Annotated in this window: 11 protein-coding genes; 6 read left to right on the top strand and 5 right to left on the bottom strand. The window is 33.2% G+C overall.

The annotated features are described in order from the left end of the window. Positions 1 to 309: 309 nt before the first annotated feature. Positions 310 to 2064: an aspartate--tRNA ligase gene (gene aspS, locus CHRY9293_RS05525; RefSeq protein WP_162031963.1), complete on the bottom strand. Its 1755-nt coding sequence runs from the start codon at positions 2062 to 2064 to the stop codon at positions 310 to 312. A gap of 142 nt (positions 2065 to 2206) precedes the next feature. Then, entirely contained in the window at positions 2207 to 2563 is a 357-nt protein-coding gene (locus tag CHRY9293_RS05530; protein WP_162031965.1) for an ankyrin repeat domain-containing protein, read from the bottom strand. 112 nt (positions 2564 to 2675) lie between these two features. Between CHRY9293_RS05530 and CHRY9293_RS05535 the strand changes: the two genes are divergently transcribed. Continuing rightward, the gene (locus CHRY9293_RS05535) at positions 2676 to 4070 is read left to right on the top strand and encodes an MATE family efflux transporter (protein ID WP_162031966.1); all 1395 of its coding nucleotides are present in this window, start codon (positions 2676 to 2678) and stop codon (positions 4068 to 4070) included. A gap of 81 nt (positions 4071 to 4151) precedes the next feature. Here the strand turns inward: CHRY9293_RS05535 and CHRY9293_RS05540 are convergent, their stop codons facing one another. The 3 genes from CHRY9293_RS05540 to CHRY9293_RS05550 form a co-directional block, all read right to left on the bottom strand. After that, positions 4152 to 4799: a DUF937 domain-containing protein gene (locus tag CHRY9293_RS05540; protein WP_162031967.1), complete on the bottom strand. Its 648-nt coding sequence runs from the start codon at positions 4797 to 4799 to the stop codon at positions 4152 to 4154. Positions 4800 to 4880: 81 nt separating this feature from the next. After that, on the bottom strand, positions 4881 to 6161 hold the full coding sequence (locus CHRY9293_RS05545) for a protein O-mannosyl-transferase family (protein WP_162031969.1): 1281 nt from the start codon (positions 6159 to 6161) through the stop codon (positions 4881 to 4883). Continuing rightward, positions 6139 to 6648: a DUF2480 family protein gene (locus CHRY9293_RS05550; protein ID WP_122548529.1), complete on the bottom strand. Its 510-nt coding sequence runs from the start codon at positions 6646 to 6648 to the stop codon at positions 6139 to 6141. The genes CHRY9293_RS05545 and CHRY9293_RS05550 overlap by 23 nt, the downstream gene beginning before the upstream one ends. 77 nt (positions 6649 to 6725) lie before the next feature. Between CHRY9293_RS05550 and lpxB the strand changes: the two genes are divergently transcribed. From lpxB to CHRY9293_RS05575, 5 genes are all read left to right on the top strand, one after another. Continuing rightward, a complete protein-coding gene (lpxB, locus tag CHRY9293_RS05555; protein WP_162031971.1) occupies positions 6726 to 7829 on the top strand; it encodes a lipid-A-disaccharide synthase in 1104 nt (367 codons plus the stop codon). A gap of 320 nt (positions 7830 to 8149) precedes the next feature. Further along, the gene (locus CHRY9293_RS05560; protein WP_228455477.1) at positions 8150 to 9772 is read left to right on the top strand and encodes a ComEC/Rec2 family competence protein; all 1623 of its coding nucleotides are present in this window, start codon (positions 8150 to 8152) and stop codon (positions 9770 to 9772) included. A gap of 143 nt (positions 9773 to 9915) precedes the next feature. Continuing rightward, positions 9916 to 10578 (top strand): succinate dehydrogenase cytochrome b subunit, encoded by a 663-nt coding sequence (locus CHRY9293_RS05565; protein WP_162031974.1) that lies wholly within the window; start codon positions 9916 to 9918, stop codon positions 10576 to 10578. A gap of 15 nt (positions 10579 to 10593) precedes the next feature. Next, the gene (locus CHRY9293_RS05570; RefSeq protein WP_122637521.1) at positions 10594 to 12606 is read left to right on the top strand and encodes a fumarate reductase/succinate dehydrogenase flavoprotein subunit; all 2013 of its coding nucleotides are present in this window, start codon (positions 10594 to 10596) and stop codon (positions 12604 to 12606) included. Between the two features lie 25 nt (positions 12607 to 12631). After that, positions 12632 to 13399, top strand: a complete 768-nt coding sequence (locus CHRY9293_RS05575; RefSeq protein WP_122548524.1) for a succinate dehydrogenase/fumarate reductase iron-sulfur subunit — start codon at positions 12632 to 12634, stop codon at positions 13397 to 13399. The last annotated feature ends 24 nt before the right edge of the window (positions 13400 to 13423 follow it).

A 13423-nucleotide genomic window follows, 5' to 3' on the forward strand; every position in this document is an offset into this window, starting at 1 on the left:
CGTACAATGATTGTGCCGTTGAAGGTTTAATAAAATAACTAAATGATTTTTAATTTTGATTTTTTGTTTATATAATTAGTTTTTTTTGTTGAATTTATTTCATGTGTTTTTTTGTTTAAACCAAAACAGATATAGTAATACTCGATAATTATACAGGGATTGATTATTCCAAACACAGTCGGAAATACCAATGAAAGTTTGAATTGATGCTATGAAATCAGAAAATTTAAAAACGACTTGTAAATTCCCTAATGGCATCATTTATATTTTATCAATAAAAAAGCGGAGAATTTTTCTCCGCTTCTAAATTTATGCTTTTAAATTCAATTGTAATTCCAGTTCGTCCAGTTGCTCATTAGCAATCGAAGAAGGTGCATCAATCATCACATCCCGTCCTGAGTTATTTTTAGGAAATGCAATATAATCTCTGATCACTTCATTTCCATCCAGTATGGCTACCAAACGGTCAAAGCCGAAAGCTAAGCCGCCATGAGGAGGGGCTCCATATTTGAAGGCATTCATTAAAAATCCAAACTGAGCTTCTGCTTCTTCTTTTGAGAACCCTAATAAGTCAAACATTTTCGATTGTAAATCTTTATCAAAAATTCTGATAGATCCACCTCCAATTTCGTTTCCATTCAATACCATATCGTAGGCGTTTGCTCTCGCTTTTCCCGGATCGGTTTCTAATAAATGAATGTCTTCGGGTTTTGGAGATGTAAAAGGGTGGTGCATAGCATGATAGCGTCCACTTTCTTCATCAAATTCTAATAATGGAAAGTCAACTACCCAAAGCGGTGCGAATTCATTTCCTTTTCTTAAGCCTAGGCGGTTTCCCAGTTCCATTCTTAAGGCTGAAAGCTGAGTTCTTACTTTATGTTCGTTTCCTGAAAGAATTAACATTAAATCTCCTCCTTTTGCTCCAAATTTTTCAATGATTTTTGCTAAATCTTCTTCATTGTAGAATTTGTTTACCGAAGATGTTTTTACTCCATCATTTTGAAATTTTACCCAAACCATTCCTGAAGCTCCGATTTGTGGTCTTTTTACCCATTCTACAAGTTCATCAATTTGTTTTCTTGTATATTCTGCACATCCTTCAACATTGATTCCTACCACTAATTCTGCATCATCAAATATTTTGAAATCTTTTCCTTTTACCAATTCATTTAACTCCACGAATTCCATTCCAAAGCGAATATCGGGCTTATCGTTACCGTATTTTTGCATTGCATCTGCGAATGTCATTTTTGGGAAAGCTCCGAATTCCTTACCGGTGATCTCTTTTAATAAGGTTTTGGTCATCCCTTCAAAAACATTCATCACATCTTCTTGCTCTACAAAAGCCATTTCACAATCGATTTGTGTAAATTCTGGTTGTCTGTCGGCTCTTAAATCTTCATCTCGGAAACATTTTACAATCTGGAAATATTTATCCATTCCTCCTACCATGAGCAATTGTTTAAACGTTTGGGGAGATTGTGGTAGTGCATAGAATTGTCCTGGATTCATTCTGCTTGGAACAACAAAATCTCTAGCCCCTTCTGGAGTAGACTTGATTAAAACCGGAGTTTCCACTTCGATAAACCCTTCATTGGAAAGATAATTTCTCACTTTTTGTGCCATGGTATGACGGAAAATTAACTTCTCTTTTACAGGATTTCTTCTGATATCTAAATAGCGGTATTTCATTCTTAATTCTTCACCTCCGTCTGTTTCATCTTCAATGGTAAAAGGGGGAAGTTGGGATTCATTAAGAATAACTAATTTTTCCACTAAAATTTCAATTTCTCCTGTCGGAATATTGGGATTTTTACTTACTCTTTCAATTACTTTTCCTGTAATTTGAATAACGAATTCACGGCCTAATTTTTTCGCTTCTTGCATCAATTGTGGCGAAGAACGCTCTTGATCAAAAACAAGTTGAGTAATTCCGTAACGATCTCGAAGATCTATCCAAATCATAAATCCTTTATCACGAATAGTTTGTACCCATCCTGATAGTGTAACTTCTTCATTAAGATTTTTTAGAGATAACTCTCCGTTTGTGTGTGATCGAAACATGTGTTCTAGATGTTAGATATTAGACGTTAAGTATTAGATTTATATTCTAATTTTTTCGTTTGCAAAGATAAGATTTTTAGGTGTTTTATAATAAAAAAACTTCCATAGAGGAAGTTTTATTGATTTATTTTGTGTGTCAGAATTATTTTTTAGCTCCTTTTTTTACCAATGTTTTCATCATTTCAGTTCTATTATTGTTCTGAGCGATTTTAAGAGGTGTTAATGTGCCGCATTTTTTATTTACATCCACTTGGTTTTCAATTAAGTAATTGAAAATATTCTTTTTGTCATAGAAAATACTATAGGTTAAAAGGCTATAAGAATCTGTTTTTACAGAAAAGCATTTGTTATAATCCTCTGTTGAAAAATATTTTTTAAATGTTTCGATATTATCTGTTTGAAAAGCTCTTCTTTGATCTTTTGTCATTTGCTGGGCGAATACCATATTGGTAAATGCTACAATTCCGAATACTAAAATAGTAGAGATTATTTTTTTCATAAAGTTCAGTTTTAAGAATATACAAATCTAATTTTTTTTTGATAAAGTTTTATTTAAATTAATAAGATTTGAATTTGTATTTTTGCGCTCTTATTTTAATAATTTATTGAGGATGACAAAGTATATAGACTTTTTTAAAAAAGCATTTAATGGGGAGGAGGTTGACTTAACTACTGCAAATATTCGGAGCGCAGTGCTCCTTTTGGCTATTCCCATGATGTTGGAAATGGCTATGGAATCAGTTTTTGCATTAGTAGACCTATATTTTGTTGGTCATCTAAAAGAAAGTGGATATGCAATACAAACTGTAGGGTTAACAGAATCTGTTCTTTCTGTAATGTATTCAATTGCGATTGGTATGAGTATGGCAGCAACTGCACTGGTTGCAAGGAGGATTGGAGAAAAAAGCCCGGAAAAAGCATCTCGAAGTGCAGCGCAAGTTATTCTGGTTTCTTTTATCATTACATTTCTTTTAAGTTTATTTGGAGTTCTTTACGCTGAGGAGATTTTAGTTCTTATGGGGGCTAAACAAGAGGCTGCGATGTATGGTAAAGATTTTACCAGAATTATGATGGGAAGTAGTGTTGTTATTATGCTTTTATTTCTGATTAATGGGATTTTTAGAGGAGCAGGAAATGCAGCTATTGCGATGAAAAGTCTTTGGTTAGCCAATGTTGCGAATATTATACTATGCCCAATTTTAATTCGAGGATTAGGACCAATACCGGCAATGGGGCTTACGGGAGCAGCTATAGCTACCACAATAGGAAGAAGTTTAGGGGTAATATATCAGTTATATCATTTGTTAATCTCCGATACGCAGATCCGTATAAAGATGAGCTATTTCAAACCGGATTTTGAATTAATCAAGTCTATTGTTAAAATTGCTACTCCTGGAATTTTTCAATTTGTGATTGCATCTTGTAGTTGGATATTTCTTGCTCAGTTAGTAGCCACTACGGGAGGTGAAAATGCATCGGCTGGATATCAGACAGCTCTTCGTCTTATGATGTTTTTTATGCTGCCTGCATGGGGGCTTAGTAATGCCGCTTCAACGTTGGTGGGACAAAATATGGGAGCGAATGAAATGGTTCGTGCAGAACAATCCGTAATGAAAACCGTAAAATATAATGTAGTATTTATGGTGGTGGTGAGCCTCATATTTTTTCTCTTAGGTGATTTTTTAATCGGTTTTTTCACGCAAGAAATAGAAATTAAAAATTTTGCTAAAAATGCATTGCATATTATGAGTATTGGATTTATTTTCTATGGAATAGGAATGGTAATGGTCAATGCATTTAATGGTGCTGGAGATACATGGACTCCTACTTGGATTAATCTTTTTGGCTTTTGGATATTCCAGATTCCTTTTGCTTATTTTCTTTCAAAGTATTTAGAGATGGGACCTACAGGAGTATTTATTTCTATTCCCGCAGCCGAAACTCTAATCACTATATGTGCTTTTATTTTGTTTAGAAGAGGGAAGTGGAAAACGATTAAAGTTTAGAATAACGTTTATCAAAAAATAAAGATAGAAAGTCCGAAGGTTTAACCTCGGACTTTGTTATTTTTAGATATAATTTTATTTTTATTTCCCACCTAAAATATTTCCTAGAATACTTCCTAATCCTCCTTGCTGCTGTTGATTTCCGCCAAGTACATTACCTAAAATGTCGTTTAAAGGATTTCCTGAAGACTGAGATTGACTATTGCCAAGTACACTTCCTAAGATATCATTTAGAGGGCTTGATTGTTGCTCTTGAGCTTGGTTTGAAGCATTTCCTAGAATTCCTCCTAATAAATCACCCAGGCCTCCGGCTCCTACATTATTTTGTTGTTTTTCTTTTCCTATATATCCCATGATGACAGGGGCAAGCATAGCAAGTATAGGTCCTATTTTATCTATAGAAATTCCTGTGTTTTGGGATAGACTGCTTTCTACATTTTGTTTTTCTCCTCCAAAAATATGATTGAGAATAGAACCGCCTTCTACTTGTCTTTCTTCGGCTTGTGATGTATTATTTAGGATGCTTCCATCATGATCTTTATCTAAAGCAGTATTCAATGCTTCTGCTTCTTTTGCGTCTTGAGATTTATTTCTAAGATGAGAAATAATTAAAGGTGCTGCTACAGCTAATAAAGCAATAATTTGATTTTTGCTTATTCCGAATTTGTTTTCAGCTTGCTGAGCAACCTGATTTCCGGTATTTCCGGTAAGTAGATCGATGAGGCTCATAGTTTTGGGTTTATTTGTTATACAAACTTAAAGTTATCAAAAAATATTCCTGATTGATCTTTTTAATTAGAAATTTTAATCTTAAAAATTTTTTATTTGTTCAGTGGTGTAACCTTTTTCTTTTAGTATACTAATATATTCTTCTGCACTGGCGGTCATCCAGCTAATATCTTCAGAAGCTGTTTTTTTGTCAATGGTAAATTCTAGAATTCCTACATTCTTATTCATCCAAGGAACCAGATAATATTTTAGCCCACCTTTATAGGCTTTTAAATCGTTGAAATCTTTTCCCTGTGGAGTTATTAATACCAATTGAAGAGTGAAATAATATAAAAAAGGTATTAAAAAAGATAACCAATAAGCTTTTTTTAGAAATGAATATTTGTTTAATGATAAACCATACCCGATGGAGAGAGCAAATATAATATTAAATGGTAGAAAAAATACATAATTATCAGTTACTGCATAAAAAGCGGAAAAGCCATAAATGCATACAGAAGCCACGAAAAAGGTATAGAACATCTTAACATTGACTTTATAGAGTGTGATGATTCCTATAATTCCGAAAAAAATGAAAATAGAAAAATTATAAAGCAGATAAGCCAAGGACTTTATAAAATCTTGGATATATTGAGAAAAGCTTTTTTTTAATGAGTCTTCTACCCAACTGGCCTTATCTGATGATATAGGAGATTGAAGGGGTAACCCTTGAGAATAGTTGACAATGAAGAGTAGCGCAAAGAAAATTAAAAAAAATAATAATGAATAGCAGATTTCTTTTTTTTCTGACCGAAAGCAATATAGAAATAATAGGAATGCAGGAATCAATAAAATATTCCCTATATGAAGCCATACACTTATTCCTAATAGGATCCCTGCTGATATAAGGTATTTTTTATGAGGTGTAAGGAAACTTTTAATTATACATAAAAAGAAGAGACTTATCCATGCTGTGTTATAAGTATATACTTCAACTATTTCGGCATTTTTCCAAAAAGTAAAGCTAAAGCCAAACACGATTGCAGCCACTATGGAAGGCGTATTTTTTTTGGTTAGATCATGAACAGTAATATAGATAAGAGAAACTGTTATAGCAGCAGAAAGTATGACTAGGAGTCTATTTGCTTCTATGGCATTGATATTTAAAATGCTTTTTAGTAAAATGGAGGTATTTACATAGAGTAAATGTGAGTTTAAAGTTGCTGTAGTTATATACTCACCCTTTTCCACTAGAAATACAAACCCTACACAGTCTCCAAAAGGAATTTTTGAGAAACTTCCCCAATAATAAATAGTGGAAAATGATAAAAAGATTAATACAAAAAGACTACGTTTGGTATTAGTTTTTAAAAATAGGGACATTTGAGCACGCTTCTCCAAACATTAAAGATTTTACAATGGGTTTTAATTGTTCTACTAGTTCGATATAGGCATTTTCAGGAATTTCGTGATCTGAACATCCTTTAACAAGAATTCTTTTGCCTCTTAATTGATCAAAGTCGTAGGTTTGGATGGCGTTATGCATTAAAATTATTTCTAAATCCTCACGACTTCCGAAAACAATTTTTTTCGCAACATCCGTAAGCTGAGCAGTAAGTAAAAAATAAGCCCAAAGTGGAACAATTGCATCTGCAGAATTGTATATATAGATATAAGAGTCTCTGTATTCTTCAATATCTAAAGCGGATACTTTTTCTCTAAAATCTTTTTCTTTTAAGATCGTTTCCATGAAAAGGAAATCTTTCAAATCAATACCTATTCTTTCCCCTTTAGGAACCAGGTAAGTGAGATCAAAATTAACTAAGCCGCTTTCTGCAACTTTATTTCGGATTTCAAATTCTTGTGACATTTTATGATTATCTTTGGTCAAATTTACAAATTATGTTCCACATCGGACGTAAATTGTTATTTATCTTTACAATAGAAATGAAATATTATATTATTGCAGGTGAAGCCTCTGGTGACTTACATGGAAGTAATTTGATGAAAGCCTTAAGAAAAAAAGATCCTAATGCAGAATTTAGGTTCTGGGGAGGTGATTTAATGAGTCAGCAAGGAGGTGTTTTAGTAAAGCATTATCGAGATCTCGCTTTTATGGGATTTTTGGAGGTTGCTATGAACTTGAGGACGATACTTAATAATATTAAATTTTGTAAGCAGGATATAAAAAAATATAGACCAGATATCTTAATCCTAGTTGATTATCCCGGTTTTAACTTAAGAATTGCAAAGTTTGCAAAAGAGCTAGGAATTAAGGTGATATATTATATTTCGCCTCAACTTTGGGCATGGAAAGAAGGCCGGGTAGAAATTATTAAAAAATACGTAGATGAGATGATGGTCATTCTTCCATTTGAAGAAGAGTTTTATATAAAACATGGTGTTCATTCTCATTTTGTGGGACATCCTTTATTGGATGCTATTTCAAATTTACCAGAGATCTCAAGTAAAGAGTTTAAAGCTAAGAATGGCCTAAATGATAAAGAAATTATAGCATTATTACCGGGATCTAGAAAACAAGAGGTTGATAAAATGTTGGCTATAATGCTTTCTGTGAGATCTTATTTTAAAGAATATCAATTTGTTATTGCAGGTGCGCCTAGCCTTCCTAAAGAATTTTATGAAAAGTATGTGGATGAAAACGTGCATTTTGTTTCGAATAGAACTTACGATTTGTTAAGGTGCTCAAAGGCAGCTTTGGTTACATCTGGAACCGCGACTTTAGAAACTGCATTGTTGAACATTCCGGAGGTGGTTTGCTATAAAGGCAGTACAATTTCATATGCTATTGCCAAAAGATTGGTTAAGAATATCAATTATATTTCTTTAGTTAATCTCATTATGGATAGGGAGGTTGTTAAAGAATTAATTCAAGATGATTTAAATACAAAAAATCTGGTAGAAGAACTTAAGGGAATTTTGGAAGGAGATAAAAGAGATCAAGTTCTAAAAGATTATGAACTTTTAAGAGAAAAGTTAGGAGGTGAAGGAGCAAGTGAAAATGCAGCAAAATTGATATTTGAATCTTAATTGCGGAAAGTATATTGTAAACAGGCTTAAAATATAGAATTAATGATATAAATCGTAGAATTTTTTTCTGCGATTTTCTAATTATAGCCTTAAAGTCCCTTAATTTTTCAAAATTTTAAATTTTTGATAATACTTTAATATTGGATTAACTATTTTGGTCGATAAAATCATAGTTGAGTAAACAACCACTTCTTATTCTTGTCATTTGTTTCATCTTGGGAATTTTCTGTCAGGATATATTTTTCTTTCAAGAAAATGTAATGTACTTAATTGTTTTAGGGTATATTGTTGTTTTGATTTTTACCTTCTTCAAATCTTTTATGATCTATAAACTAATGCCATACTTGCTTGGTATAATGTTTTTGGGGATAGGTATTATTTTTCATTTCCTGAATACGGTTTCATTCGAAAACCATCCTATTTCTAAAAATGAAACCATTGTTTTTACCATTTCAAAAAAATTAAATTCAAACAACCAATTCAAAAAATATGAAATTGTTGCACAGACTGTAGCTACTAATTTTAAGGCCGTATTTTATGTGCCGAAAGAAAAAAAAGAATTAGACTTTAATCATATTTACAAGGCCAATGTATATGTTGCATTATTAAATCCTCCTCAATATGATTTTCAATTTGATTACAGCCAATATTTGAAAAGGAAAGGAATTGATTATCAGTGTTATTTTTCTGGAAATTTGTTAGAAAGCACTAAGGAGTCTTTTTATTTGAATGAAAAAATTCGTCAAAAAAGATGGGAGCTATTACAGACTATGGACAAACTGAAGATGTCTTCTCAAAGCCGAGAGTTTTTAAAAGGAATTATTTTAGCCGATAGAACAGAAATGGACTATCAAACAATGGAAGACTTTAATAAAACAGGGTTAATTCATTTATTGGCTATTTCAGGGACACATATAGCTGTTATTTTTGGACTTTTTTATTTTATCTCCACTCGATATTCTCCTGTGAGATTCAAAAAGTACGGGGTTATTGGAAGCGTTATCTTGATTTGGATATTTGCTGCTTTTATTGGGTTTGGTAATTCTGTTTTGCGATCTTGTATTATGCTAACAGTTTATTTTATGTATGTTTTGTTGGAAAGGAAGCCGGACGTTTTACATTCAATGGCTTTAGCGAGTTTTATTATTTTGATTTCGGATACACAACAAATATTTGATGTTGGTTTTCAATTGAGTTTTCTTGCAGTATTGGGAATTTATTGGCTAAATCAGCCTATTTTAAAATGTTTTCCAAGACAAGATAATTATTTGAAAAAAATTGTATTTAATACGTTCTCAATTTCTGTTTCTGCTCAATTGGCAACCCTTCCACTTGTGTTATATTATTTTCATCAGTTTTCGTTCATTTCAATTATTGCCAATTTTATAATAGTGCCTTTTTCAGAATTTATTATTGTATTTTCATTTTTAATGACAACTTTAGTAGCTATTAAATTGGATTTTGTTTTTATGACGATGATGTATGACTTTGTTATAGATTTCCTTTTAAAAACAATTCATTGGTTTGCGGGCTTTGATATGTTTTTATTTAAAAATGTTTCGGTGAATATTTCTGAAATGTTTTTATTGTTGGGTATTGTTTATTTAGTACGATTTGTTATTTTGAAAATTAATATTAGAAATACGGCAAGGCTAGTTATGGCTATGTTGCTCTATTGTATAATGAGGATTGGTTTTAATATATACCAATATCAATTGGATGAAGTATTAATTCATGATTTTTATAAAAGTAAAATCTTTTCAGTAAAAAAAGGAAATAAAGCTTGTTTTTGGGTTGAAGACGGAATAGACATAAAGAAGGTTGATACATATATTATATCTCAATATAGATGTTCCAGAAGACTGGATGATGTTCAGGTAAAAACTTTTCCGGCTTCGGTGAAAAAGGTAGTTTATGATGAAAAAGAGTATCATTTGAAATAATGGTAAGATTCTGTTGTTTTCCTTTATTCATAATGAGTAACGTCTTATTTAGAAAGATTACAAACTGGCTATTTGTGAGATTTCTCACTTTTTGTTGTAGTTAACATTTCTTAATTTTGTGCAAATTCAAATTTAAACTTAATATGGCAGGTTTAACAAGTTCTACAATAGGTAGGAAGTATGCAATGGCACTTTCGGCAATGTTTCTGCTGATTTTCTTAGTGATGCACATGTCTACCAACATGACATCTGTTTTTAGTGAAGATGCTTTTAATAACGCATCTCATTTTATGGGATATAATCCGGCAGTGCAGTATCTTTTACAGCCGGTTCTTATGATTGCAGTGATTTTCCATTTTGTAATGGGTTTTGTTCTTGAAGTTAAGAATAATAAGGCTCGTCCGGTAAAATATGCCAATAATAATGGAGCTGCAAATTCTAGCTGGATGTCTAGAAATATGATTATTTCGGGAGCTGTTGTGCTTGCATTCCTTGCATTGCATTTTTATGATTTTTATTTTCCTGAAATGAATTATAAATATATTCAAGGGAATACTCCTGATGAAACAAGATATTGGGCAGAGCTACATCATAAGTTCCATGATATCTGGAGAGTCTTGCTATATGTAGTAGCATTTGTGCTACTAGGTTTGCATTTAGCTCATGGTTTTCAGTCTTCATTCCAATCTATTGGTGCAAGACATCCTAAGTATACCCCTATTATTAAAGCATTTGGAAACTGGTATTCAATACTTATTCCACTAGGTTTTATTTTTATAGCAATTTTTCACTTTGTAACTCAATAATATCAATATACTAATATGAGTAAATTAGATTCAAGAATTCCAGGAGGTCCTCTTAAGGATAAATGGAAAAATCATAAAGACCATATGAACCTTGTTGCACCAAACAACAGAGATAAAATTGATATTATTGTTGTTGGAACAGGGTTAGCGGGCGGTTCTGCTGCTGCTACTTTGGCTGAACAAGGATATAATGTAAAAGCATTTTGTTATCAAGATTCTCCAAGAAGAGCGCATTCAATTGCTGCTCAAGGGGGGATTAATGCGGCTAAAAACTACCAAGGAGATGGTGACTCTACCTACAGGCTATTCTATGATACGATTAAGGGAGGAGATTATAGAGCGAGAGAGGCAAATGTTTATAGATTATCTGAAGTTTCTGCAAATATTATTGATCAATGTGTTGCTCAAGGTGTTCCTTTTGGAAGAGAATACGGAGGACAATTAGATAATCGTTCTTTTGGAGGAGTACAGGTAAAAAGAACTTTTTATGCAAAAGGACAAACTGGTCAACAGTTATTATTAGGTGCATATTCTGCTATGAGCCGTCAAATTGGTAAAGGTAGAATTAAAATGTATAACCGTCATGAAATGATGGACCTTGTTATTGTTGACGGAAAGGCAAGAGGTATTATTGCAAGAAATCTTGTAACAGGTGAAATTGAGAGACATTCTGCTCATGCTGTTGTTATTGCTTCTGGAGGTTATGGAAATGTATATTTTCTTTCTACGAATGCAATGGGCTCAAATGTATCTGCAGCTTGGAAAATCCATAAAAAAGGGGCCTACTTTGCAAACCCATGCTATGTGCAAATTCACCCAACATGTATTCCGGTTCATGGAACTCAGCAGTCTAAATTGACACTGATGTCCGAATCATTAAGAAACTCCGGAAGAATATGGGTTCCTAAAAAAATTGAAGATTCAGTGGCAATTAGGGAAGGGAAACTAAGACCAGAGAATATCAAAGAAGAGGATAGAGATTACTATTTGGAAAGAAGATATCCTGCCTTCGGTAACCTTGTGCCTAGAGATGTTGCCTCTAGAGCTGCTAAGGAAAGATGCGATGCTGGTTTCGGAATCGAAAATAATGATACACAAGAAGGTGTTTACTTAGATTTCTCTACCGAAATCATGAAAAAAGGTAAGGAAGCTGCTATTGAAAAACATATTCATAATCCAACTGATCAACAAATCTATGATCTAGGTAAAAGCTGGGTTGAAGAAAAGTATGGTAATTTATTCGTTATGTATGAAAAAATTACGGCTGATGATCCTTATAAAACACCAATGAAGATTTATCCTGCAGTGCACTATACTATGGGTGGTGTTTGGGTTGATTACAATCTTCAGTCTACTATTCCAGGATGTTTTGTTGTGGGAGAAGCTAACTTCTCCGATCACGGAGCAAACAGACTGGGTGCTTCTGCTTTAATGCAGGGGCTTGCTGATGGATATTTTGTACTTCCTTATACGATTGCGGATTACCTTTCAGCAGATATTAGGACGGGAGCTATCCCGACAAATTCTGCATCTTTTGATGAAGCCGAAAAGGGAATTAAAGAGAAAATTGATTTCTTCCTACATAATAAAGGAACTCATTCCGTGGATCATTTCCATAAAAGATTAGGTCATATTATGTGGAATAAAGTAGGTATGGGAAGAACTCCTGAAGGATTAAGAGAAGCCATTAAAGAAATTGAAGAAGTAAGAAATGATTTCTGGAAAAATGTAAAGGTTCCTGGTGAAGGAGAGGGTATGAACACTGAGCTTGAAAAGGCCTTCAGAGTGGCTGATTTCCTAGAATTGGGTCAGTTAATGGCTATCGATGCTTTGCATAGGAATGAATCTTGTGGAGGGCATTTCCGAGAAGATCACTCAACTCCGGATGGAGAAGCGGAAAGGGATGATGTTAATTATAAATACGTCGGAGCTTGGGAATATCAAGGATCGGATATCAATGCGGAAGTGTTGCATAAAGAAGAATTGATATACGATAACATCGAGGTTAAAACTAGAAGTTACAAATAATCTCCAATCTATTAAATATAACATTATGAATGCAAAAAAAGGCTTACATCTTACGCTGAAAATTTGGAGACAAAAAAATAACAAATCTAAAGGTCAGTTTGAGACTTATAAAATATCGGATGTTTCAACAGATTCCTCATTTTTGGAAATGTTGGATATCCTAAATGAAAATCTTATTAACGAAGGAAAGGAACCCATCGCTTTTGATCATGATTGTCGTGAGGGTATTTGTGGAATGTGTTCCCTATATATTAATGGAAGAGCGCACGGTCCAGATACAGGAATCACTACATGTCAGCTTCACATGAGAATGTTTAAAGATGGTGAAACAATAGTGATTGAACCTTGGAGAAGTGCTGCTTTCCCTGTTATTAAGGACTTAATGGTAGACAGAAGTGCATTTGACAGAGTCATGGCTGCAGGAGGTTTCATTTCAGTAAACACTTCGGGGAATACACTGGATGCTAATGCTATTCCTGTTCCTAAAGAAGATGCTGATAGAGCAATGGATGCTGCTGCATGTATTGGATGTGGGGCTTGTGTGGCTACTTGTAAAAATGGATCTGCAATGTTGTTTGTTGGAGCAAAAGTTTCTCAGTTTGCTTTACTTCCTCAAGGAAGAGTAGAAGCGAAGCGAAGAGTTCTTAATATGGTGAAGGCTATGGATGAAGAAGGCTTTGGAAATTGTTCAAATACAGGAGCTTGTGAAGTGGAATGTCCTAAAGGAATTTCTCTTGAAAATATTGCTAGAATGAATAGAGAATATATGGCTGCCTTTGTAGACAAAGGATAAATATAGATTCCAGATATTTGAAAA

The sequence above is a fragment of the Chryseobacterium potabilaquae genome (assembly GCF_902728265.1).
GTDB lineage: Bacteria > Bacteroidota > Bacteroidia > Flavobacteriales > Weeksellaceae > Chryseobacterium > Chryseobacterium potabilaquae.